The organism is Streptomyces sp. NPDC006259 (assembly GCF_042870975.1).
Taxonomy (GTDB): domain Bacteria; phylum Actinomycetota; class Actinomycetes; order Streptomycetales; family Streptomycetaceae; genus Streptomyces.
Genome location: NZ_JBIAHY010000003.1, coordinates 112,286 through 136,285 on the forward strand (window position 1 = coordinate 112,286; position 24,000 = coordinate 136,285).

General features: G+C 74.0%; 18 protein-coding genes. 10 read left to right on the forward strand and 8 right to left on the reverse strand.

The window, feature by feature from the left end; all coding sequences use genetic code 11:
* Positions 1-63: 63 nt before the first annotated feature.
* A complete protein-coding gene (locus tag ACFYO5_RS11955; RefSeq protein ID WP_356562546.1) occupies positions 64-555 on the reverse strand; it encodes a DUF456 domain-containing protein in 492 nt (163 codons plus the stop codon).
* A gap of 58 nt (positions 556-613) precedes the next feature.
* On the reverse strand, positions 614-1,597 hold the full coding sequence (locus tag ACFYO5_RS11960; protein ID WP_388707411.1) for a helix-turn-helix domain-containing protein: 984 nt from the start codon (positions 1,595-1,597) through the stop codon (positions 614-616).
* A gap of 478 nt (positions 1,598-2,075) precedes the next feature.
* Here ACFYO5_RS11960 and ACFYO5_RS11965 point away from each other — a divergent pair, with 478 nt between their 5' ends.
* A complete protein-coding gene (locus ACFYO5_RS11965) occupies positions 2,076-3,800 on the forward strand; it encodes a protein phosphatase 2C domain-containing protein (protein WP_388707414.1) in 1,725 nt (574 codons plus the stop codon).
* Between the two features lie 75 nt (positions 3,801-3,875).
* Entirely contained in the window at positions 3,876-5,618 is a 1,743-nt protein-coding gene (locus ACFYO5_RS11970; protein WP_388709189.1) for a pyruvate dehydrogenase, read from the forward strand.
* A 5-nt stretch (positions 5,619-5,623) separates the two neighbouring features.
* On the opposite strand, the gene ACFYO5_RS11975 is transcribed toward ACFYO5_RS11970, so the two are convergent.
* Positions 5,624-7,288 (reverse strand): helix-turn-helix domain-containing protein, encoded by a 1,665-nt coding sequence (locus ACFYO5_RS11975; protein WP_388707417.1) that lies wholly within the window; start codon positions 7,286-7,288, stop codon positions 5,624-5,626.
* A gap of 176 nt (positions 7,289-7,464) precedes the next feature.
* Here ACFYO5_RS11975 and ACFYO5_RS11980 point away from each other — a divergent pair, with 176 nt between their 5' ends.
* Positions 7,465-8,073 carry a hypothetical protein gene (locus tag ACFYO5_RS11980; RefSeq protein ID WP_356562555.1) on the forward strand — a complete coding sequence of 203 codons (609 nt, stop codon included), beginning with the start codon at positions 7,465-7,467 and terminating at the stop codon, positions 8,071-8,073.
* 397 nt (positions 8,074-8,470) lie between these two features.
* Entirely contained in the window at positions 8,471-8,959 is a 489-nt protein-coding gene (locus tag ACFYO5_RS11985) for an ATP-binding protein (protein WP_388707420.1), read from the forward strand.
* Between the two features lie 168 nt (positions 8,960-9,127).
* Here ACFYO5_RS11985 and ACFYO5_RS11990 read toward each other — a convergent pair whose 3' ends face one another.
* Together ACFYO5_RS11990 and ACFYO5_RS11995 are read right to left on the reverse strand one after the other, a co-directional pair.
* The gene (locus ACFYO5_RS11990; RefSeq protein ID WP_356562559.1) at positions 9,128-10,174 is read right to left on the reverse strand and encodes a DUF2637 domain-containing protein; all 1,047 of its coding nucleotides are present in this window, start codon (positions 10,172-10,174) and stop codon (positions 9,128-9,130) included.
* A 302-nt stretch (positions 10,175-10,476) separates the two neighbouring features.
* The gene (locus tag ACFYO5_RS11995; protein WP_388707423.1) at positions 10,477-11,325 is read right to left on the reverse strand and encodes a (2Fe-2S)-binding protein; all 849 of its coding nucleotides are present in this window, start codon (positions 11,323-11,325) and stop codon (positions 10,477-10,479) included.
* 157 nt (positions 11,326-11,482) lie between these two features.
* Between ACFYO5_RS11995 and ACFYO5_RS12000 the strand changes: the two genes are divergently transcribed.
* Positions 11,483-12,310: a GntR family transcriptional regulator gene (locus ACFYO5_RS12000; RefSeq protein ID WP_388707425.1), complete on the forward strand. Its 828-nt coding sequence runs from the start codon at positions 11,483-11,485 to the stop codon at positions 12,308-12,310.
* Positions 12,311-12,729: 419 nt separating this feature from the next.
* Here the strand turns inward: ACFYO5_RS12000 and ACFYO5_RS12005 are convergent, their stop codons facing one another.
* Both ACFYO5_RS12005 and ACFYO5_RS12010 read right to left on the reverse strand, forming a co-directional pair.
* On the reverse strand, positions 12,730-13,503 hold the full coding sequence (locus ACFYO5_RS12005) for a hypothetical protein (protein WP_356562565.1): 774 nt from the start codon (positions 13,501-13,503) through the stop codon (positions 12,730-12,732).
* Between the two features lie 311 nt (positions 13,504-13,814).
* Entirely contained in the window at positions 13,815-15,506 is a 1,692-nt protein-coding gene (locus tag ACFYO5_RS12010; RefSeq protein WP_388707428.1) for a PucR family transcriptional regulator, read from the reverse strand.
* A gap of 366 nt (positions 15,507-15,872) precedes the next feature.
* On the opposite strand from ACFYO5_RS12010, the gene ACFYO5_RS12015 reads away from it, so the two are divergent.
* The 5 genes from ACFYO5_RS12015 (at position 15,873) to ACFYO5_RS12035 (ending at position 22,605) form a co-directional block, all read left to right on the forward strand.
* Positions 15,873-16,763, forward strand: coding sequence for an FAD binding domain-containing protein (locus tag ACFYO5_RS12015; RefSeq protein ID WP_388707431.1), 891 nt, complete (start codon positions 15,873-15,875; stop codon positions 16,761-16,763).
* Positions 16,763-17,374 carry a (2Fe-2S)-binding protein gene (locus ACFYO5_RS12020; RefSeq protein ID WP_388707434.1) on the forward strand — a complete coding sequence of 204 codons (612 nt, stop codon included), beginning with the start codon at positions 16,763-16,765 and terminating at the stop codon, positions 17,372-17,374. The genes ACFYO5_RS12015 and ACFYO5_RS12020 overlap by 1 nt, the downstream gene beginning before the upstream one ends.
* A gap of 26 nt (positions 17,375-17,400) precedes the next feature.
* The gene (locus ACFYO5_RS12025) at positions 17,401-19,800 is read left to right on the forward strand and encodes a xanthine dehydrogenase family protein molybdopterin-binding subunit (RefSeq protein WP_388709191.1); all 2,400 of its coding nucleotides are present in this window, start codon (positions 17,401-17,403) and stop codon (positions 19,798-19,800) included.
* 147 nt (positions 19,801-19,947) lie between these two features.
* On the forward strand, positions 19,948-21,405 hold the full coding sequence (locus tag ACFYO5_RS12030) for an NCS2 family permease (RefSeq protein ID WP_388707437.1): 1,458 nt from the start codon (positions 19,948-19,950) through the stop codon (positions 21,403-21,405).
* A 48-nt stretch (positions 21,406-21,453) separates the two neighbouring features.
* Positions 21,454-22,605, forward strand: coding sequence for an XdhC/CoxI family protein (locus ACFYO5_RS12035; RefSeq protein WP_356562575.1), 1,152 nt, complete (start codon positions 21,454-21,456; stop codon positions 22,603-22,605).
* Here ACFYO5_RS12035 and ACFYO5_RS12040 read toward each other — a convergent pair.
* Positions 22,557-23,975: a lanthionine synthetase LanC family protein gene (locus ACFYO5_RS12040; protein ID WP_388707440.1), complete on the reverse strand. Its 1,419-nt coding sequence runs from the start codon at positions 23,973-23,975 to the stop codon at positions 22,557-22,559. The two genes, ACFYO5_RS12035 and ACFYO5_RS12040, sit on opposite strands and share 49 nt — an antisense overlap.
* Positions 23,976-24,000: the final 25 nt, after the last annotated feature.

Below are 24,000 nucleotides of genomic sequence, written 5' to 3' on the forward strand. Positions count from 1 at the left end.
GTCCGGGGCGCGGCGCGGCGGCTTCCGGGGCCAGGCGCGGGGAGCGCTCGGGGCTGGCGGCGCCTACCGGGGGCTGCCCCAGAGCACGGCCCCCAGCCAGGCGCCCATGATCAGCAGGCAGGTGAGGAGTTCCGCGAGGATGCTGGAGCCGCCCGCCCGCATCACCGTGCGCAGGGAGGCGCGGGCCGCGTCGTGGCGGCCCAGGCGGAGCCGCTCGGAGAGGTAGATGCCGCCCAGGAACCCCGGGACGGCGCCGAGCACCGGCACCAGGAAGAACCCGAGGAGGGCGCCCGCACCGGCGTAGCCGGCCATCCGGCGGGTGGCGCCGCTCGACTTCAGCCGGCGCGGCGGCAGCACCCAGCGCACCACCTGGGACAGGAACAGCGCGACCGTCGCACCCACCAGCACCAGCCAGGCGACCGGCTGGGGGTCCTTCAGCGCCCACCACAGGACCGCGGCCCACACCAGCCACGATCCCGGCAGGCCGGGCACCAGCACTCCGCACAGGCCGAGCAGGATGACCAGGCCGACCAGCAGGAGTTCCCACGCTCCCATCTGCCCAGCCTGCCGGAAGCGGGCGGAAGGGGCAGGTCGAGAGGGTCGGCGCCGCCGGTCAGCGCTCCCGGGTCACCCAGCCGCGCTCGTACGCCTGCCAGCCCAGCTGGAGGCGGGTCGTCACCCCGGTCAGCTCCATCAGCCGGCGCACCCGGCGCTGTACGGTCCGCAGCCCCACGTCGAGCTGTTTGGCGACGCTCGCGTCGGTCAGGCCGGCCAGCAGCAGCGACAGGATCTCCAGATCGGCGGCGTCGGGACCGTCCGGACCGTCCTCCGTGACGCCACGCTCACCGAGTCGCAGCGGCAGCGCCTGCCGCCACACCGACTCGAACAGGCCCGACAGCAGTTCCAGCAGCCCGCTGGCGTGCACCACCAGCGCGGCGGGCTCCGCGGAGCGCACGGTCAAGGGCACCAGCGCCAGCGAGCGGTCCGCGACGACCAGCTTCGTCGGCACCTCGTCCACGACCCGCACCCGCTCGCCGCGGTCCAGCGCGGCCGTCAGCTCAGTGATGCCGTCCGGCTGCTCGAGGACCGCGCGCTCCAGCACCACCCGGTAGCGCACCCCGCGGGCGGCCGCCTGCTCCTCCGCGTCGTTCTCCATGCCGGTCACCGCCACGGGCGTACCCGTGACCAGCGCGCACACCTCCTCGGTCGCGCCCAGCTGGATCTGGAGGAAACGCTGGGAGACCGCCGCCGCACCCGTGACCACCTCGACCAGGTCGTGCACCGACGGTTCGGCCGCCGCCGCCCGGTACTCCTCGGCGAGCAGCGCCGCCGCCAGCTCCGCCTGCTCCAGCTCGTGCCGCTGCCGGGTGAGCAGCGCGCCCAGCGCCACACCCGGCGGCGCCGCGACCCAGCGGCCCGGCCGCCCCGACGACTGCGCCGCCAGCCCGTGCCCCTCCAGCCGGCGCAGCGCCCCCTCGGTGTCCCGCTCACCGAGCCCGAGCCGACGCGCCAGATCCGTCACGTCGGCGGCCCCCACGGACACCAGCGCGCGGTACGCCGACTCGTGCCTGTCGTCGAGCCCGATCGCTTCCAGCATCTGCCGCCCCTCCCGTACCCGCGTGCCCTGACTGGCGGGAAACCGCCGCGGCGCAATCCCGCCGCGGTACATCATCGCGCCGGTGCCGGTCACTCTGCCAAGGTGACCACGGCGGTGTCGGTGATCATCCGCGGCGGCCCCATCGTCCGCCGCAGCGGATCACCGGCCGACCGCGCGCACCGGCAAGCCGCGCGCACCGGTAAGCCGCGCACAGAGGCGGGCCGCGCACAGCGGGGCCCGCCGCGACGGCGGACCGGCTCCGTGGCGTCGAGACGTGGTCCGGGCTCACCACGCGCAGGGGCGCACAGGGGTGTGGGTCCGGATCACCCGGAGTCGCCGGGCGGTTCTCCCGTGGGGGGTGGAACCGCCCGGCGGCCCTCACCCTCCACCGCTCGCACGGCTGTTCCCCGCGCCGGTTCCGCAGCGTTTTTCCGGATGCCCCGTTCTCCCACGGCCCTCGCGGTGGACAATCGGGAGCATGAGCCAGCAGGGGGGAAGGCCCACCGGTCACGAGGACGACTGGTGGGGCCAGTTGTACGACGACACCACCGAGGACACCGGACCCGCGGCCGCCGCGGACTCGCTGGACGACCGATTCGCGTCGGCGGCGGGAACGGTGCGCACCGCGGGGCCGGCTGGTCTCCCCGCGGATCCGGCCGACGCGGTCCCACCCGACGCGGCCCCGTCCGACGCCGTTCGGCCCGACGCGCCGGGCGAGGCGCGGCCGACGTCGGCGGGGTCCGTGCCGGGGCCGCGCCGGGAGGCGGCCGAGCGGACCGACTGGTGGGCGCAGCGGCCGACGGGCGATCAGCCCTCGGCGGCCGGCACCGCCGAAGCCCTCCCGGGCGACCGTCCCCCCGTACGGCACAGCGCCCCCGGGGAGCCGCCGCCGGACCACCCCGCCGGACCGACGACGTTCCTGCCCGGCCCACTGCCTCCGGGATTCGACGAACGGGCGTCCCAGGGCCTCGCCCCGGACGGCCGTACGCCCCCGGAGCCGGCGCGCACCGCCCCGGCACCGCCGCAGGCTCCACCGCTCCCGCAGTCCCCGCCCGAGACGCCACCCCCCGCCCGGACCGCCCCGGCCCCGGCGCACCCCGGCGCCCCGCAGGCCCCGCCGCAGTCGCCACCCTCGCCCGCCGGCGGCACACCCCTTCCTCCCGGCACCCCACCCCAGGTACGCCCTCCGGCACCCCCGCACGCCCCCGCCGAGCCACCCGCGCCGTACGGGCCGCCCCCCGCGAGGCCCTATCTCGGGTCCGGGCCGCCCACCTACGACGCCGAGCCGACCGCGCTGCCGGCCGCCGATCCGGACGGGCTGGACGATCCGGTCCCGGACACCGTGCTGGACGGGGCCAGGTACGGGGCCTGCACGCTGCGGGCCGCGTCCGTGCGCGGGGACTCCGCCCGGTACCGGGGCGAGCCGCGCCGCGACGCGCTGCTCACCGCCCGCTTCGGCAGCGGCGACCAGGCGCTGATCCTCGTCGCGGTGGCGACCGGCGCCCGCGCCACGCCGGGCGCGCACCGGGCGGCCGCCGAGGTGTGCCGCTGGATCGGGCGGGCCGTGGGCCGCAGTCACGTCTGGCTCGCGGAGGACATGAGGGCCGCCCGGAGGGGCGACCTCAAGTCGGGACTGCACCGTCTCACCGACCGTAGTCTCGGCCGGCTCCGCGCCGGCGCCGCCGAACAGGGCCTGGCCCCCGAGGAGTACGCGGCGGACCTGCGCTGCCTGCTGCTGCCCGCCGATCCGGCCTGCCGTGTCCGGGTCTTCTTCGGCGTCGGACCCGGTGGCCTCTTCCGCCTCAGGGACGGTGAGTGGCGGGACATCGAGCCGCCGGTCGGCGAGGTCGCCGGCGAGCCGGTCGTCGGCTTCGGCGCGCTGCCCGCCGAGACCCCCGAGGGCGACCGGCTCACCATGGACTTCGGCATTCCGACCCCGCCGAGCCCGTACGAGCCGGCCCCCGGACCGGCCCGCGCACCCTTCCGGTTCCGGGCCTCCGTCGCCCGCCCGGGTGACACGTTGCTGATGTGCTCCGACGGCCTCGCCGAACCGCTGCGCGGCGAGCCCGACCTCCTCGCCCACCTCTCCCGCCGGTGGTCCGCGCAGCCCCCGCCGGGTCTGGCCGCGTTCCTCGCCGACACCGGCACCAGGGTCAAGGGGTACGCGGACGACCGTACGGCCGCCGCCGTGTGGGAGGCGTGAGACGGTCCGCTGTGAATGGATGGGACCCGGAGGAATCCGAAGGATCAACGGAGACCGAAGGGGCAGATGAGCACCATGGCCAAACAGAACGTCGCCGAGCAGTTCGTCGACATCCTCGTCCGCGCCGGAGTCGAACGCCTCTACGGCGTCGTCGGCGACAGCCTCAACCCGGTGGTCGACGCCGTCCGTCGCAACCCCGCCATCGACTGGGTGCACGTCCGCCACGAGGAGACCGCCGCGTTCGCCGCGGGCGCCGAGGCGCAGGTCACCGGCAAGCTGGCGGCGTGCGCCGGGTCCTGCGGACCGGGCAACCTGCACCTCATCAACGGCTTGTACGACGCCCACCGCTCCATGGCACCGGTCCTCGCCCTCGCCTCCCAGATCCCCTCCAGCGAGATCGGCCTGAGCTACTTCCAGGAGACCCACCCCGACCGCCTCTTCCAGGAGTGCAGCCACTACAGCGAGCTGATCTCCAACCCGAAGCAGATGCCGAGGCTGCTCCAGACGGCCATCCAGCACGCCGTCGGCCGCAGCGGCGTCAGCGTCGTCTCCCTCCCCGGCGACATCGCCGCCGAGCCCGCGCCCGAGAAGGCGGCGGAGACCGCTCTCGTCACCTCCCGGCCCACGGTCCGCCCCGGAGACGCCGAGATCGACGAACTCGTCCGGCTGATCGACGCGGCCGACAAGGTCACCCTGTTCTGCGGCAGCGGCACGGCGGGCGCGCACGCCGAGGTGATGGAGTTCGCGGAGAGGATCAAGTCACCGATCGGCCACGCCCTGCGAGGAAAGGAATGGATCCAGTACGACAACAAGTTCGACGTCGGGATGAGCGGCCTCCTCGGTTACGGCGCCGCCTACGAGGCCACCCACGAGTGCGACCTGCTGATCCTGCTGGGAACGGACTTCCCCTATAACGCCTTCCTGCCCGACGACGTCAAGATCGCCCAGGTCGACGTGCGGCCCGAGCACCTGGGCCGGCGCTCCAAGCTCGACCTCGCCGTGTGGGGCGACGTCCGCGAGACCCTGCGCTGTCTGATCCCGCGGGTGCGGGAGAAGAAGAACCGGCGTTTCCTCGACAAGATGCTGAAGAAGCACGCCGACGCCCTCGAAGGAGTCGTCAAGGCGTACACCCGCAAGGTGGAGAAGCACGTCCCCATCCACCCCGAGTACGTGGCGTCCGTGCTCGACGAACTCGCCGACGAGGACGCCGTCTTCACGGTCGACACCGGCATGTGCAACGTCTGGGCCGCGCGGTACATCACGCCCAACGGCCGTCGCCGCGTGATCGGCTCGTTCTCCCACGGCTCGATGGCGAACGCCCTCCCCATGGCGATCGGCGCGCAGTTCACCGACCGGGAGCGGCAGGTCGTGTCGATGTCCGGGGACGGCGGATTCACCATGCTGATGGGCGACTTCCTCACCCTCGTCCAGTACGACCTACCGGTGAAGGTCGTCCTCTTCAACAACTCCTCGCTCGGCATGGTGGAGTTGGAGATGCTGGTCGCCGGGCTCCCCTCCCACGGCACCACCAACAAGAACCCGGACTTCGCCGCCGTCGCCCGTGCCTGCGGCGCGTACGGCGTGCGCGTGGAGAAACCGAAGGATCTCGCCGGTGCCCTCAAGAGTGCCTTCAAGCACAAGGGCCCGGCGCTCGTCGACATCGTCACCGATCCCAACGCCCTGTCCATCCCGCCGAAGATCAGCGCCGAGATGGTGACCGGGTTCGCCCTGTCCGCCTCGAAGATGGTGCTGGACGGCGGGGTCGGCCGCATGCTCCAGATGGCCCGTTCCAACCTCCGCAACGTCCCGCGTCCCTGACGCTCCTACCGGTAGGGCGTCCACCGGCGCGCGGAGGTGTCGTACACGTAGCGGGGCAGGCCCGCGATGCTCCTGGTGCGGAACGGGCGTCCGTGGTCGTCGACGCGGACCGTGCCGGTGCGGCTCCCTGAGGACCAGTCGAGTTCCAGGTACCAGGAGCAGTCGCAGCCCTCCGTGCGCGCGGTGACCAGGAGTACTTCCGGGTTCTCGGCGGACACCCGGTAGGGCATGCGGACCGCCGGGATCGTGGTGCCGGTGTCGTCGCCGGCGACCGGGCGGGCGATCGGGCGCTCCCGGTCGAGGTCGACGGCGAAGTACCGCGGGGTGATCGAGCCGCCGCATCCCCGGTCCATGGCGTACGCGTTGCCGGGGGTGAGGCCGGCGCGGCCGACGACGCGGACGCGCAGCGCCGTCAGGACGACGGCCGTGGAGCCGCGGCCCTGCACCGAGATCTCCACCTCGGTCTCACGCCCGTGCACGGCGCCCTGGGACGTGGCCCAGGGCGCGGCGTCCTGGGCGGCCGGGGGCGGCGCCACCCTGGCGGGCGGCTCGGCGATGACGTAGTCGTGACCGCAGCCGAGCGCCCAGGCCTGGGAGTCGGCGGTCCAGCTCAGGGGGACCGTCGTGTCCTGGGGCGCGGGGTCGGCGGGGGCCGCGGGGGCGGACCGGGACGGCTCCCGTGGGCCCGGCGCGGACGAGGCGCTGCCGGGCGCGGGGGAGGGGGAGCGGCTCGGGGACGCCCTCGGCGAAGGACGGGGGGCCGCCGGGGCGGTCGTCCGGGCCGGCGCGGAGACGGACGGAGCGGCGGAGGTCGTGGGCGAGGCCGACGGCCGGTCGGCGGGGAGCGCGGACAGGGTGCCGAGCGTCGTGACAAGCGTGCAGGCGACGGCGGCGAGCAGCGCGGTACGCCGACGCCGGTACCAGGGCCGGCGCGGCCCGCCGACCGAATCGGACCCGCCCCCGGTCTCGGTCTCGGTCGACCGGAGGGCCCCGTCGCCCCGGCCGGCGTCCGCCGTCGCGGTCCCCTCCCCGCCACCGGCCGGCTCCGCCTCCGCGAACGGGTCCTGCGCCGGGCCGGCCGCGACGAGCGCCCCCGCCCCAGCGCGCGGCTCGGGCTCCGCCGCCCCGGCTTCGGCCGCCGTCGCCGCCTCACCGGCCGCCGTCGCCGCCTCACCGGTCGGCTCGTGCCGCGCGGCCGCCGGACCCGTCTCCGCCGGACCTGTCTCCGCCGGACCCGTCTCCGGCACGGTCGCCGTCGCGGTCGGCGTCGTCGCTCCCGCCCGAGGTCGTCCCGCCTGGCGTACCGCCACCGTCCGCAGCCACCGGCGGTGCAGTTCGAGTCGTTCCTCCGGTGTCGCCCCGCTGAACTGCGCGAGCCGTTCGACGGGAGCGAAATCCTGCGGGACGGCCTCGCCGGCGCAGTAGCGGTGCAGCGTAGAGGTGTTCATGCCCAGGCGGCGCGCCAGGGAGCCGTAGCTCCGGCCCGTGCGTTCCTTCAGCTCCGTCAGAAGTGCCGCGAACTCCGCGACCTCGCCCGCGCCGTCACCGGTCGACACCGTTCCTCCGCCTTGGTCGTCGTGCTCGAAGTCGTACTCGAAGTCGTGCTCACAGTCGTACTCCCCGTGGCCCGTCCGGACCCGGTGCCATCCCAGGCACTCACATATCCGCACGTCGGACGGGGTGGGATGGTTCCAGGCCCGTCGGCCGGGCGTCGGCGCTTGCCCCGGGCCACGGAGGCCGCCGATGCTTGTGGTGTCGCCGTCGAACGGAGCCGGACCGACCATCCGGATCCCCGGCGGCCGTAGCGCACCACGCCACCATCCGCACCCATCCACGGGGGACACCCATGCCCGACCGCACTCGCACCGGAGCGCTCACCGTACTCGCCGCGGGCCTCGCCCTCGGCACCGTACTCGCCGCACCGGCCGGCGCCGCACCCGGTGCGCCGGGATTCCTCGCCGCGAAGGACCTGCCGCCGCACCCCTCCTCGTCCTGGACGGCCGACCGGGTGAAAGACGGTGTCCCGGACTCGCTGCTCGGCTGTGTGACGGACGCGCTGCCGGGCTACGACGCCCGACACCGGGAGTTCCGCACCGACCTGGACACCGGCGCCGTACAGGTCACGGTCGTCGTCGGCAGCGCGTCGAAGGCGAAGGCGCTGCAGAACCGTCTCAACGACGAGATGCGCACCTGCGCCACGGAGATCGAGCAGAACGACCCCGAGACGGAGGCCGCCGTGAAGGACTACGGCAGCATCGCGGTCGAGGAAGGGGCCCGCGTCCACGGCCTGCACACCGTGACCACCTGGGGCGCCACCGACATCCATCTGCTGTCCGTCGGCCGTGACGGCCGGACCGTGACCCTCGTGCAGTGGGGGCAGATGGGCGACTTCGGGGACGCGCCGGTGAAGGCCTTCAAGAAGACGACGACCACGGCGGTCGACAAGCTCCGCTGATCGTCCGACGGTTCGACGGTCCGACCACTCGACGTTCGGCGGTTCGACGGTTCGACCAAGGTGAAGACACGGAGCCGGGGGCCCTCCCGCCACGGGGGTCGGGAGGGCCCCCGGCCCCGCTTCGACGAGGGCGACGACCGCCGGAAGGAGTGCCGCGTGTGGCACGGGTCCACGGATCCGGCGTGCCGAGTAGAGCTGGTTTCGGCCAACTTCGCGCGCCGGTGCCGGGACCGCGCGGCGCCGTCACCCGCCGGGGGAGCCCTGGGGCCCGCCGGGACATGGCCGAACACCTGGTCGTCGACATTTCGACATGACTGGCCCGCCGCCCACGGGGGCAAGCATCCCGTGAACGTGTTCGAGCAGGAGGGGAACCGACATCGGCACGCGGGCGGGGGTCATGAAGAGGCAGGCACGAGGCAGCGGTTCGACCGTGATCGCGAACACCTCGGCGAGAAGGCGGACAGTGGCGGACTCGGCGGACGGCGGGGGCGAGCGCGGGCACACGTCCCAGCTTCGGCGCAGACTCGGGCGGGCGGACCTGAGGGCCGTGCCCGAGACGCGCCGGGCGCTGCGCGAACTGCTGCGGCACTGGGGCCGGCCCGGACAGTCGGAGACCGCCGAACTGCTCACGAGCGAACTCGTCACCAACGCGCTCGTCCACACCGATCAGGACGCGGTCCTGACGGCGACCGTCGGACCGGACGGTCTGCGGGTGGAGGTACGGGACTTCGTGCCCGGCCGGCCACGGCCGCGCAAGCCGGACGGCGACGAGGGCACGCACGGCCGGGGCCTGGTCCTGGTGCAGGCCTTCGCCGACGCGTGGGGCGTGCGGACGCACGGGATCGGAAAAGTGGTGTGGTTCGAACTGGGCGCCGAAATGGCGTGAGCGGCACACCGGGACGCTCGGACCCTGTGCGGGAGCGCGGATCGGTGGGACGGCGGCGGGGCGCCCGGACGCCGGGACCCTGCGCGGGAACGGCGGGACGACGGGACGGCGGGACAACGGGAAGGGGGCACGACCTCGCCGGTCGCGCCCCCTTCCCGTGACTGCTCGTCAGCCGAACTGCTGCTCCAGGTCCTTGAGCTTGCGCTCCAGGGAGTCCAGGCGCGGCAGGGCCATCGTGTCGTCCTCCGCGGTGAGGTCGACGGTGATCGGGTCAGTGCTCTGTCGGACCGGCTGGAGGGAGGGCCGCGTACGCACGGGCAGCTGTTCCGGCGAGTTCGCCGCTATGGCAGGCTCCGCGGGAACGCGCTCGGTGCCCCGCTCCAGGGAGGCCTGGGCCTCCAGCTGCCGGCCGCCGCGGCCGGGGAATCCACGGTGTCCGCGGCTGATCGCCTTGAGCTGGGCACGCTCGACGCGGTCCTGCTCCCGGCGGCGCAGTCGCGCCGTCTCCTTCTGCCGCTTGTCCTCGCGCACCTCGTCCACGGCCTCGTCCAGACTGCGCACGTTCTCGAGGAGCATCAGCGACCACGCCTTGTAGGTCTCACGAGGGGCCCGCAGCCAGCGCACCACCCGGATCTGCGGCAGCGGACGGGGCACCAGGCCCTGCTCGCGCAGTGCGGCCCGGCGGGTCTGCTTCAGGGCCCGGTCGAACAGGACGGCCGCGGACAGGGACATGCCGGAGAAGAACTGCGGCGCGCCGTCGTGACCGAGACCGCGGGGAGCGTGCACCCAGTTGAACCAGGCCGCGGCGCCCGCGAACGTCCATACGAGTATCCGCGAACCCAGGGCCGCGTCACCGTGGCTGGCCTCGCGCACGGCGAGCACGGAGCAGAACATCGCCGCCCCGTCCAGGCCGAACGGCACGAGGTACTCCCAGCCGCCGGTCAGGTTCAGGTTCTGCCGGCCGAAGCCGACCAGTCCGTGGAAGGAGAGCGCGGCGGCCACCGCCGCGCAGCAGAACAGCAGGACGTAGGAGGCGGTGCCGTACAGGGCCTCCTTGCGCCTGCGGCGCTCTTCGCTGCGCTCCCACGAGTCGTCGCTCGTGTTCTCCCCCGAGGAGCGCTTTCCGCGCGCGAGCACCGCCACCGCCGCCAGCATGCCCAGGAGCAGCACGGCGCCCGGAAGCAGCCAGTTCAGCGATATGTCGGTCAGTCTCATCTGGGGTCCCTTGCATTGGGATAGGGCGTAACGCCCGCCATAGTGGCCCAATCCCGACGTCCCTCAGGGGGTTTCGGGGCAAGAGGCCGCCAAGGAAGTGCAAGGGAATGCCCAGGGCGACGTTCTGCTCGAACTGCCGCTTGAGGGGCGGGAGTTGAGTTCGAATAAGACTACCCGTACGGGTGGTTCCACGGAAAGTTCCCGTGTCGGGTGAGGAAGTTGTGAAGCACCCGTGGGGGCGCGGGGAGTCTCGTTCGGGTGATCTTACGGGACGCGGCGGACCGGACCGGCCTGAGGGTGCATCAACTCGCGGCCGCGGCGGTGAGCTTGCCGACCCGGTCCGTGTCGCAGGTGCGCGGGCAGGTGACGCAGGTGTCCTCGGGGCGCACCGTGTAGAACATGCAGCAGCTCGCCCGGTCCCGGGTGGGCAGCGGCGCCCCGTCCGGCCCGGTCAGTTCCCGGAAGGCCGCCGAGCCGACGTACGGCCGGGTCGCGCCCGGCAGCAGCAGCTCCAGTTCGCGACGGCACCGCTTCTCCTCGCCCTCGCCGAGCAGGCCGGCGACGTACCACAGGCCTTCGACGATCTCGTCCGTGACCATGCCCCACAGGGCGCGCCCGCGTCGCCGTGCGCGCGGGCCGAAGCCGGCCAGCACGGGCTCGTGGTGCTCGGCGACGGCGGCCCGCACCTCGGCGCGCAGGGCCTCCTCGTCCGGGACCACCCGGGCGCCGGGCAGGGCCGCCGCCGGATCGCCCGGCAGACAGGCGAACGAGACCGGCGTGCGGACGGCCATCCGCATCCCGGCGCCGGCGCGGTCGTACGAGACGTGGGTGACCGGGAGGCGGGGGACCCTGCGGTGCAGGAACCAGGGGACGGTGATCAGCAGGCAGGCGGGCCAGGCGTACCGGTGCAGTCCGAAGCTCGCCACGACGTCCGGGCGGGCCCGCCGCCCGTAGTCCCGCATCACTTGGGCCTCGTCCCAGGCCAGGAAGGCGTCCAGGCCCGCGCCGCCCTCGGCGAGCGCGGCCGCCGACACCCAGCCGCCGCCGCGCGGGGCCGGCTCGCCGTGCCCCAGCTCCCTGACGGTCAGGGCCGGACAGACCTCGGTGAGACGGGCGTACGCGTCCGCCACGGCCGACGGGCGTGTGGGCATACCGGGACCACCGTTCCAGCAGTGTGTACGAGGTAAGCCTTACCTTACCCAAACTGGCCGGGATGTGAACTGACGGCCGGTGGGCCTAAGGTGCTTGACTGACGAGTAACAATTAGCCGTAATGACCCCAAGTACCGACACGTCCGGAGGAGGACCCGTGGAGCGGAGCGCGCAGGGCTTTGCCGGCACGGGCATCCCCGGCGCGGGGCGGCGGGTCCCCGCCCAGCCGCGCGCCACCGACCGCGACCGGGGTGCGACGCCCCCCGCCGTCCGCGGCCGGACGCCCGGCCCCGACGGCGGAGCCGGCGCCGTGCGCGGCGAGCACACCCACAGCGAGACGCCCCTCCCGCACCCCCGCCCCCTCGTCCAGCGGTCCTCCGTCCGCGGCCAGATCCTCGACGCCCTGCGCACCGCGCTCGTCGCCGGCGAGCTGACGCCCGGCGAGGTGTACTCGGCACCCGCCCTCGGCGAGCGCTTCGGCGTCTCCGCGACACCGGTCCGCGAGGCGATGCAGCAGCTGGCCCTGGAGGGCGCGGTCGAGGTCGTGCCGAACCGGGGGTTCCGGGTGATCGTGCGCGGCACACGCGAGCTGGCCGAGCTGGCCGAGGTACGGGCGCTGATCGAGATCCCCGTCATGCTGCGGCTGGCCCGCACCGTCCCCGCCGAACGCTGGACGGAGCTGCGCCCCGCCGCCGAGGCGACCGTCCGGGCCGCCTCCTCCGGCTGCCGCGCCACGTACGCCGAGTCCGACCGTGCCTTCCACCGCGCGGTCCTCGCCCTGTGCGGCAACGACCAGTTGGTCTCCATCGCGGACGACCTGCACCGCCGGTCCCAGTGGCCCCTGGTGGGCGGCCCCCTCTCGCGCGGCCGGGCGGACCTGGTGGCCGACGCGGCGGAACACCAGACGCTGCTGGAGGCGCTGGCGGCGGGGGACGTGGACCTGGTGCAGGCGCTGGTGCGGGACCACTTCACAGGACCGCGCTGAAGGGCACCGGAGCCTGCCGCGCCCTCCGCCCCTCACACCGCCTTGCTGCCCCGCGCCGATACCGGGCCGGGGCCACCCTCGCCGTGTTCGCGGGGGTGGCGCCGACCGCCGTGCGCCCCCGCGCGGATACGCCCTCCCGTGTGACCGGGCCGGTCCTCCCTGCCGTGGTCGCGGGTTGCGCCAACTCCCTCACGTCGGCGCCGATACGCCGCTGCCGCATCCGACCGGATCCACTCCGTCGTGGTCGCGGGGTCCCGCCAACTTCCGCACACACGACCCACGCCGATCGCCCTTGCCGTACCCGACCCAGGAGCCCCGCCCCGGCCCACCGGCGGCGCCGACCGGCGTGGCGCCCGCGCCGGTGGCTCCCCGTGGCGGTCCGGCGGGCCGACGGGCCGGTCTCCGGCCGGGTCGGTCCGCTACGCCGTGGCCGCCGGTGGGGTCAACTGGTGTGCCAGCCATGTCGGTACGCCGCCCAGGAGCCGGAACAGGCGCCGTGCCTCCTCGCGGAGCCGGGACGCCTCGGGCTCGGTCTCCGCGTCCGCCAGCGAGACCAGGGCCGGGGCCGTACCGACCAGGTATCCCAACTCCTCCCGGATGCGCAGGGATTCGGCGAACCCGTGGCGGGCCTCGGCCGTGTCGCCGTCGCGCAGGGCGAGGCCCGCGAGATGGCGCCAGGTGAAGGACAGCAGCAGGGCGTCGGAGCGGGCCGCGGCGGCCGCGTGCGCGCGCCGGTAGGCGGCGCGCGCGGACTGCGGGGAGCGGGTCAGGTTCTCCGCGAGCAGTCCGCGCCGGAAGTCCAGCAGGGGCCGCCCCGCCGCGTCCGGAGGGATCAGCGCGGCCGCCCGGCCGAGCGCGGCCCGCGCCTCGTCGGCCCGGTCGCGCACCCCGTGCACCGTCGCCGCGTACGCCAGGTGTCCGCGTTCACAAGCGGCGGCGCCCCGCTCCTCGTCCGTGTGGGCGAGGGCCTCCGCCGTCCGCAGGGCGTCCTCCGCGTCCTGCCAGCCCTGCTCGGTGTAGAGGCAGCGTTCCACGAGGAGAGCGGCCCGCTGGACGGTCCCCGCCGCGCTGTCCGGCGGGAGCAGCGCGGCGGCGTCGGCCCAGCAGGCCCGCGAGCGCAGCCGCCACACCGCGGTCTGGAGGGGATCGTCACCAGCGGTCGTTCCGTTGCCAGACATGGCGGAATGCGCCACGTTGCCCTCCCCGGGGGTCCGGTCCTTCGGATCAGCTCGGGTCGCGGGGCCCGGCACGCGCGTCCGCGGTGTCGTCGTCGGTCCGCGACGCTCCGCGTCGAGGACCTCCTGCGCCGTGCGGCCGCGCGCACCGAGCCCCGTTCACGGCGTGGCAGGGCACCGCCCCTCACTACCGACCTGATCCGAGGGACAGGCCCAGCACACCGTCGAGCTATGAGTGGTGGCCGCATCTCAACATGGATCGCGGGGCCGGGCCAAGGGGCCGGGTGAAGCTTTTCACAAAGTCGGGGGACTCCGGGGCCCCACAGGTTTCAGCTCATCCGCAGTGCCAGGAAGAAGTCCAGCTTGTCCTCGAGGCGCGAGAGGTCACGCCCCGTCAACTGCTCGATGCGGCCGACGCGGTAGCGCAGCGTGTTGACGTGCAGGTGCAGCCGGGACGCGCAGCGGGTCCAGGAGCCGTCGCAGTCCAGGAACGCCTCCAGCGTCGGGATCAGCTCGGCGCGGTGCCGGCGGTCGTAGTCGCGCAGGGGGTCCAGGAGGCGGGCGGTGAAGGCGCGGCGGACGTCGTCGGGAACGAACGGCAGCAGCAGGACGTGCGAGGCCAGCTCCTGGTGGCCCGCCGCGCACACCCGGTCCGGACGGGCCGCCGCCACCCGGCGGGCGTGCCGGGCCTCCTCCAGGGCGCCCCGCAGCCCCTCCGCCGAGTGCACCGCCGCGCTGACGCCCACCGTGACCCGGCCGTCGCCGTCCAGGCCCGCGCCCAGCGGCTCGCGCACGGAGGCCAGGAGGGCGTCGGCGAGGATGCCGGACTCCGATCCGTCGTGCTCGCTGGAGACCGCCGGGAGGGGCACGAGGGCGATGGCCTCCTCCCCGGTGTGGGCGACGGCGATGCGGTCGGAGGGCTCGGGGCCGGTGGCGTGCGGGTCGACCAGGATCTCCTCCAGGAGGGACTGGGTGATCGGGCCGCCCTCGATCGCGGCGCCCTCCCCGGCGTCCCACTCGACGCGCGCCACGACGACCTGCCAGTGCGGTGCGGCCCCCAGTCCGGGCAGCAGCACCGGCGCCGCCACCCGCAGCCGGGCCGCGATCTCGGCGGGCGCCGCGCCCGTCTGGACCAGTTCGAGGACCTCCTGGGCGAGGCGCCTGCGCACCGTGCGCGCCGCGTCCCTACGGTCCCGCTCGACCGAGATGAGCTGGGTGACGCCCTGGAGCAGGTCGAGCCGTTCCTCCGCCCAGTCCCCGGCGTCCGCCTCGACGGCCAGCAGCCAGTCCGACAGCACCGTCTCGCGCACGTCGCGCCCGGCGCGGGCGGCCTGGGGCGCGCGCCCGCTGCTGCGGACGGGGAACAGCGAGTACGTCGCACCGCCGAGGACCACCCGGTGCGGTCCCCGCCGGCCGGTGCGGACGGCGGCCAGGTGTTCGGCGGCCAGCTTCGCGCACACCTCGTCGGGCAGCGCCGGCCCCGCCGCCTTCGGGCCCGCGATGAGCCGGCCCGTGGAGGACAGCACCCAGGCGCGCAGGTCCAGGTCGGACCCGAGCAGGTCCAGGACCACGTCCGGGCCGCCGCCCGCCGGTCCCGAGGTCATCATCCGGCGGTGCCGGTCGACGACCGCCGCGAGGTCCCCGGCGCGCTCCCCGGACACCTGGCGCACGACGTGCTCGGTGATCGTGGCGAACGCCACCGACTCGTGCACCGCGAACAGCGGCAGCCGGTGCCGGGCGCAGGCCAGGACGAGATCGTCGGGCACGTCGCCCAGTTCGGCCTCACCGGCGGCGAGCGCGGCCACCCCGGCCTGCGCCAGGAGCCGGACGAACGGCTCGGAGTCCGCGGCGTCACGGCGCCAGGCCAGGCCCGTGAGGACCAGCTCGCCGCCGGAGAGGTAGCGGCTGGGGTCCCGCAGGTCGGTGGTCATGACACCGCGTACCGTGCGGTCCAGTTCGTCCTGGCCGCCGAGCAGCCGCAGGCCCAGCGCGTCGGTGTCCAGCAGTGCGCGCAGCCGCATTCTCGTCGCCGCCGTTCTTTGTCCGGAAATCTACGATGAAGGGTGAGGGGTCGCGGGGCGAGCGGACCCCGGCGACGGGCTCCCGGCCCCCTGAGCACCCTCATGAGCGGCATTCTCGGATTGCCGGGCTGTTTCCCGCGTTTCCCCGGGAGAACCGGGAGGTTACCGATGACTCCCGTTCATACGAATCTACAAGATGCCCGTCGGGACCAGCCAACTCCTTCATGGTTTCGGTGACTGACCCGGACGGAGCAGGGCGCTGTGTACTGGCCGGGATCAGCGTGAACAGCACATGAACGAGCCGCGACCGCCGCACCCGATCTGGCTCGATCCGAACGACTCACCAGACCAAGAAGAGAGCCGGTCATGGACTTCCTTCGCCCCGCCAGCTGGCAGGAGGCGCTCGCCGCGAAGGCCGAGCACCCCACCGCTGTGCCGATTGCGGGTGGCACCGATGTGATGGTCGAGATCAACTTCGATCACCGGCGGCCCGAGTACCTTCTCGACCTGGGCCGGGTCGGTGATCTGTACGAGTGGGAGACCGGCGAGGACTCCGTGCGGCTCGGTGCCTCCGTCCCCTACACGAAGATCATGGAGAACCTGCGGTCCGAGCTGCCGGGCCTGGCCCTCGCCTCGCACACCGTGGCCTCCCCGCAGATCCGCAACCGCGGCGGCGTCGGCGGCAACCTCGGCACCGCCTCCCCGGCCGGCGACGCCCACCCCGCCCTCCTCGCGGCCGGCGCCGAGGTCGAGGTCGAGTCGGTGCGCGGCTCCCGCCGCATCCCCATCGACGACTTCTACACCGGCGTGAAGCGCAACGCGCTCGCCGCCGACGAGCTGATCCGCGCCGTCCACGTCAAGAAGGCCGACGGCCCCCAGCAGTACTCCAAGGTCGGCACCCGCAACGCCATGGTGATCGCGGTGTGCGCCTTCGGACTGGCCCTGCACCCCGAGACCCGCACGGTCCGGACCGGCATCGGCTCGGCGGCGCCGACCCCCGTCCGGGCGAGGACCGCGGAGGAGTTCCTCGACGCCGCGCTCGAAGAAGGCGGGTTCTGGGACAACGGGAAGATCATCACCCCGTCGGTCGCCAAGCGGTTCGCCGACCTGTGCGCGGCCGCCTGCAACCCGATCGACGACGTCCGGGGCACCGCGAGCTACCGCCGCCACGCGGTCGGCGTCATGGCACGCCGGACCCTGACCTGGACCTGGGAGTCGTACCGCGGCGCCCGCCGCACCACCGAGGGAGCTGCGTGATGCGCGTCAACTTCACCGTCAACGGACGTCCGCAGGAGGCCGACGACGTGTGGGAGGGCGAGTCCCTGCTGTACGTGCTGCGCGAGCGGCTCGGCCTGCCCGGCTCCAAGAACGCCTGCGAGCAGGGCGAGTGCGGCTCCTGCACCGTCCGCCTCGACGGCGTGCCGGTCTGTTCCTGCCTGGTCGCCGCAGGCCAGGTCGAGGGCCGCGAGGTCGTCACCGTCGAAGGGCTCGCGGACTTCGCCGGGCAGCGCTCCCGCGGGAGCGGCGCCTGCGCCGGCCACGCGGACGCCGGCCCGGACAGCGCGCCGGAGGGCGTCTCCCTCGACGAGGCCCAGGCCTGGCGGGCCGGGGGCGCCGACTCCCACACCGGTGAGGGCGGCGAACTCGCCCCCATCCAGCAGGCGTTCATCGACGCCGGCGCCGTCCAGTGCGGCTTCTGCACCCCCGGACTGCTGGTCGCCGCCGACGAGATGCTGGAGCGCAACCCGAACCCGACCGACGCGGACATCCGCGAGGCGCTGTCGGGCAACCTGTGCCGCTGCACCGGTTACGAGAAGATCATGGACGCGGTTCGCCTGGCGGCCGCCCGGCAGGGAGAGGCGGTCTGACCGTGTCGGCACCCTCCAACAGCACGATGTCCTCGCCCAACGGCACCCCCACCAAGATCACCCAGGGCTCGCGGACCAGGGGCGGCGTCGGCGAGTCGACGCTCCGCCCGGACGGCACCCTCAAGGTCACCGGCGAGTTCGCGTACTCGTCCGACATGTGGCACGAGGACATGCTCTGGGGCCAGATCCTGCGCTCCACCGTCGCGCACGCCGAGATCGTCTCCATCGACACCGCCGAGGCCCTCGCGCTGCCGGGCGTGTACGCCGTGATGACGTACGACGACCTGCCGACGGAGGTGCGGAACTACGGCCTGGAGATCCAGGACACCCCCGTCCTCGCCCACGGCAAGGTCCGCCACCACGGCGAGCCCGTCGCGATCGTCGCGGCCGACCACCCCGAGACCGCCCGCCGCGCCGCCGCCAAGATCAAGGTCGAGTACCGGGAACTGCCCGTCATCACCGACGAGGCCTCCGCCACCGCCCCCGACGCGGTCCTCGTCCACGACGACCGCGACGACCACCACATCGGTCACGTCCCGCACCCGAACATCGTGCACCGACAGCCGATCGTCCGCGGCGACGTGGCCGCGGCCGCCCGTAGGGCCGATGTCGTCGTCACGGGCGAGTACTACTTCGGCATGCAGGACCAGGCGTTCCTCGGCCCCGAGTCCGGCCTCGCCGTGCCCGAGGAGGACGGTGGCGTCCACCTCTACATCGCCACCCAGTGGCTCCACTCCGACCTGCGCCAGATCGCGCCCGTGCTCGGACTGCCCGAGGACAAGGTCCGGATGACCCTGGCCGGCGTGGGCGGCGCGTTCGGCGGCCGCGAGGACCTGTCGATGCAGATCCACGCCTGCCTGCTGGCGCTGCGCACCGGGAAACCCGTCAAGATCGTCTACAACCGTTTCGAGTCCTTCTTCGGTCACGTCCACCGCCACCCGGCCCGCCTGTACTACGAGCACGGCGCGACCAAGGACGGCAGACTCACCCACGTGAGGTGCCGCATCGTCCTCGACGGCGGCGCGTACGCCTCCGCCTCCCCGGCCGTCGTCGGCAACGCGGCCTCCCTCGGCGTCGGCCCGTACGTCGTCGACGACGTGGAGGTCGAGGCCATCGCCCTCTACACCAACAACCCGCCCTGCGGCGCGATGCGTGGCTTCGGCGCGGTCCAGGCGTGCTTCGCGTACGAGGCGCAGATGGACAAGGTGGCGCACCGGCTGGGCCTGGACCCGGTGGAGTTCCGGCAGCGCAACGCCATGGAACAGGGCGCGATCATGCCGACCGGCCAGCCCGTCGACTCCCCGGCCCCGGTCGCCGAACTCCTGCGCCGCGTCAAGGCGATGCCGCTGCCGCCAGAGCGCCAGTGGGAGTCCAGCGAGGGCGCGGACGTACGGCAGCTGCCCGGCGGTCTGTCCAACACCACGCACGGCGAGGGCGTGGTCCGCGGGATCGGTTACGCGGTGGGCATCAAGAACGTCGGCTTCTCCGAGGGCTTCGACGACTACTCCACCGCCCGGGTCCGGATGGAGGTGGTCGGCGGCGAACCGGTGGCCACCGTGCACACCGCGATGGCGGAGGTCGGCCAGGGCGGTGTCACCGTGCACGCGCAGATCGCCCGCACCGAACTGGGCGTGGCCCGGGTGACCATCCACCCGGCCAACACGGAGGTGGGCAGCGCCGGCTCCACCTCGGCCTCCCGGCAGACGTACGTCACCGGCGGCGCCGTGAAGAACTCCTGCGAGCTGGTCCGCGACAAGGTGCTGGACATCGGGCGCCGCAGGTTCGGTTCCCACCACCCGGCCTGGGCCACCGCCGAACTCCTGCTGGAGGGCGGCAAGGTCGTCACCGACGGCGGCGAGGTGCTCGCCGACCTGGTGGACGTCCTCGGCGACGAGACCGTGGAGGTCGAGGCGGAGTGGCGGCACCGGCCCACCGAGCCCTTCGACCTGCGCACCGGCCAGGGCTTCGGCCATGTCCAGTACTCCTTCGCCGCGCACCGCGCGGTCGTCGAGGTCGACACCGAGCTGGGCATGGTGAAGGTCGTCGAGCTGGCCTGCGCCCAGGACGTCGGCAAGGCCCTCAACCCGCTGTCCGTCCTCGGCCAGATCCAGGGCGGCACCGTCCAGGGCCTGGGCATCGCGGTGATGGAGGAGATCATCGTCGACCCGAAGACCGCGAAGGTGCGCAACCCCTCCTTCACCGACTACCTGATCCCGACCATCCTCGACACGCCGACCATCCCGGTCGACGTCCTCGAACTCGCCGACGACCACGCCCCGTACGGGCTGCGCGGCATCGGCGAGGCCCCGACCCTGTCCTCGACCCCGGCGGTGCTCGCGGCGATCCGCGACGCCACCGGGCTGGAGCTGAACCGGACCCCGGTCCGCCCCGAACACCTCACCGGGACAGCCCCCTCGGGGGCCTGAACCGGTAGGTACGCCCAGGGGGTGCTCACGCTCCCCCCGGGTACCCAACTGTTCGTCCTGGGCCGTCCCCCGGGTCGTGCACATCCCAAATCCCGCCACCGCCGACGGCAACCGCGGGTGTCCCTGTGAACCTTGGGAGACGGCACCATGACCCAGCAGTCACTGGAGCCCGGGACCATGGCCGAAGACGCGGGCGAAGGAACCCGCGTCCCGGCCGGCAGGTCCTGGCTCGACCGGTACTTTCACATATCCCTCAGAGGATCCACCGTCACGCGTGAAGTGCGCGGCGGCGTCACCACCTTCATGGCGATGGCGTACATCCTCCTCCTCAACCCCCTGATCCTGTCCGGCAAGGACGCGTCGGGGGCCACCCTCGGCCAGCAGGCCCTCATCACCGCGACCGCGTTCGCGGCGGCCCTCAGCACCCTGCTGATGGGCTTCGCCGGCAAGGTGCCCCTCGCGCTCGCCGCCGGCCTCTCCGTCTCCGGGGTCCTCGCCTCCCAGGTCGCCCCGCGGATGACCTGGCCCCAGGCGATGGGCATGTGCGTGATCTACGGCGTGGTCATCATGCTGCTGGTCGTCACCGGCCTACGCGAGATGATCATGAACGCGATCCCGCTCGCCCTCAAGCACGCGATCACCATGGGCATCGGCCTGTTCGTCGCCCTGATCGGCTTCTACAAGGCCGGCTTCGTGCACCGGGGCGAGGCGACCCCCGTCTCCCTCGGCCCGGCCGGCGAACTGGCCGGCTGGCCGGTGCTCCTGTTCGCCGTCACCCTCCTCGCCATCTTCATGCTCCAGGCGCGCGGCGTCCCGGGCGCCATCCTCATCGGCATCGTGGGCGGCACCGTACTCGCCGTCGTCCTCAACGCCCTGGACGTCATCGACCCGAAGCAGTGGGCGAGCGGCGCCCCCGAACTGCACGGCGGCGCCGTCTCGATGCCCGATTTCTCGCTCCTCGGCCACGTCGAGTTCGGCGGCTGGGGCGAGGTCGGCGCGATGACCGTCGGCATGATCGTCTTCACGCTCGTGCTCGCCGGGTTCTTCGACGCGATGGCCACCATCATCGGCGTCGGCACCGAGGCGAAACTCGCGGACGAGAAGGGCCGGATGCCGGGCCTGTCCAAGGCCCTGTTCGTCGACGGAGCGGGCGGCGCGATCGGCGGTGTCGCGGGCGCCTCCGGTCAGACCGTGTTCGTCGAGTCGGCGACCGGTGTCGGCGAGGGCGCCCGGACCGGGCTCTCCTCCGTCGTCACCGGCCTGTTCTTCGCGGCCTGCCTGTTCTTCACACCGCTGACGGCGATCGTGCCGGGGGAGGTCGCCGCCGCGGCCCTGGTGGTCATCGGCGCCATGATGATGATGAACGCCCGTCACGTCGACTGGTCGGACCGGGCCACCGCCGTACCGGTCTTCCTCACGGTCGTCATCATGCCGTTCACCTACTCCATCACCGCGGGGGTCGCGGCCGGCGTCATCTCGTACGCGGCCGTCAAGGCCGCCCAGGGCAGGGCCAGGGAGATCGGCGCCTTCATGTGGGGCCTCACGGTGATCTTCCTGGTGTACTTCGCCCTCAACCCCATCGAGAGCTGGCTCGGCGTCCACTAGCCGCGCCCCGACCGCCCTCCGCACGACCGCAGTTAAGGAGACATAGACATGCTGGACATCGCCGAGGAGCTGAACCGGTGGGTCGAGCAGGGCCGTGACTTCGCCGTCGCCACCGTGGTGGCCGTCGGCGGCAGCGCGCCCCGCCGGCCGGGCGCCGCCCTGGCGGTGGACGCCGACGGCACGGCGGTCGGATCGGTCTCCGGCGGCTGTGTGGAGGGCGCGGTGTACGAGCTGTGCCGACAGGTCCTCGCCGACGGGCAGCCGGTCCTCGAACGGTTCGGCTACAGCGACGACGACGCCTTCGCCGTCGGCCTGACCTGCGGCGGTGTCATCGACATCCTCGTCACCGCGGTACGGTCCGGCGACCCGGTCCGCCCGGTCGTCACGGCCGGCCTGCGGGCCGCGGCGTCGGGTACGGCGGCGGCGCTGGCCCGCGTCGTGAGCGGACCGGCCGAACTCGTCGGCCGTGCCCTGCTCGTGGGCCCCGACGGCGCCTACGACGGTGGCTTCGGCGCCCACCCGGAACTGGACCGCGCGGTCGCCGCCGAGGCCGGTGCCTTCCTCGACGCGGGCCGCACCGGCACTCTGGAGATCGGGGAGCGGGGCTCCCGGTGCGGGGCCCCGCTCACCGTCCTCGTCGAGGCGTCGGTGCCGCCGCCGCGGATGATCGTCTTCGGCGCGATCGACTTCGCCTCGGCGCTGGTGCGGATGGGCAAGTTCCTCGGGCACCACGTCACGGTGTGCGACGCCCGCCCCGTGTTCGCCACCCGCGCCCGCTTCCCCGAGGCCGACGAGATCGTCGTCGACTGGCCCCACCGGTACCTGGAGCGCACGGAGGTGGACGCCCGCACGGTCCTGTGCGTCCTCACCCACGACGCCAAGTTCGACATTCCGCTGCTGCGGCTGGCCCTGCGGCTGCCGGTCGCCTACGTCGGCGCCATGGGCTCGCGCCGCACCCACCTGGACCGCCAGGAGCGGTTGCGCGAGGCCGGCGTCACCGAGCTGGAGCTGGCCCGGCTGCGGTCGCCCATCGGGCTCGACCTGGGTGCCCGTACGCCGGAGGAGACCGCCCTGTCCATCGCCGCGGAGATCGTCGCCGACCGGCGCGGCGGCGGCGGGGTCCCGCTGACCGGAGCGCACACCCCCATCCATCACGACACGGCGTCGGTGCCGGCCGGGAGGATCGGCTCGGTCGCCTGAGCCCGGGCCGTCGCCTGAGCCCGGGCCGTTGTCCGGGCCTCGGCCGTTGTCCGGGCCTCGGCCGTTGTCCGGGCCTCGGCCGTTGTCCGGGCCTCGGCCGTTGTCCGGGCCTCGGCCGTCGTCCGGCGGACCACCGGCTGGTCGGGCCAGGCGAACGCGTAGTGCGGGTCGCCCGACTCGCTCAGCCGGACGAAGCGCAGCAGCTCCCGCACGATCCCCGCGCCGCCCGCCCCCCAGCCGGTGCGCGGCTCCAGGAGGCTCGGGTCGGCGCGGTGCTCGATGTTCGACCAGCGGGCGCCGTCGGCGTCCCGGGTCGCCCGGGTCACCAGGTCGGCGACCAGGACGCGCGCGAACCGCGGCGGGTCGTCCTGCTCCGCGATCCGGTCGCAGGCCAGCGCCAGCACCCCCGCCGTGCCGCAGCAGCGGCCGTTGTTGTCCCAGAACCCGGGGCGCAGCCGGCTCGGCAGACCGGAGTGCGTGACGGTGCGCCAGCAGCGGTCTTCGAGATCCCGCCACACCGGATCGGCCAGCACCTCCCGCAGCAGCCGGAAGACCTGGGCGTCGCCGGTCGGGCCGTGGCACCAGCCGTAGCTGTGGCGCTCGACCAGATCCGGCCGGTGCTGCGGGTCGGAGTGCGGGACCAGGAAGCCGGTTCCGTCCGTCTCGTCGCGGGCCACGACGTCCGCGGCCCCGGCCCGCGCCAGCTCCACCAGGTCCGCGCGGCCGGTCGCTCCGCCGACGGCGGCCAGCCCGTACACGATCCCGAGCGTGCCGTGCGAGATGTGGTGCAGCCGCGCCTCGACGCCGGGTCGGTGCGCCCACCGCACGCCGGCCGGGGTCTCCTCGGCCGTCCGCAGATACGGCTCCAGCGCCCTGACGGCCAGTTCGGCGTCGCCCGCCGCGAGCGCCCCGAGGCCGATGCCCGCGTTGCCGCCCATCAGCTCGAACAGCTCGCCCCAGCGCGTCCCGTCGAACCGTGACCGCACCCGGGCCAGAGCCCGGTCCGCGGCGGCCCCGGCCGCGCGGTCGCCCAGCTCCCGGTGGACGGCGCGCAGGACCAGCGCGATCCCGGTGCGCCCGAAGTACAGCGAGTCGTCCTCGCCCGTCTCGGCGGCCACCGCGAGCGTGCGCGCCGCGCGCAGGGCGGCGTCGCCGTAGACGTCGTCCCCGAAGTGTCGCCGCGCCTCCAGCAGCGTCGGCACGATCCCCGCCGTCCCGGTGTACAGGTCCGTCTCGACCGCCTCGCCGGACGGCACGGCGGGCCACCCGAGCCCACCGCCCGCGGTCCGCCGGGCGACCCCGAGCAGCCACCGCAGCCCGTCCCCCGCCAGTGCCTCGACCTCTTCCACCCGCACGTCCACGCCCGTCATGGGGATCACCCTGCCATGAGCGCGG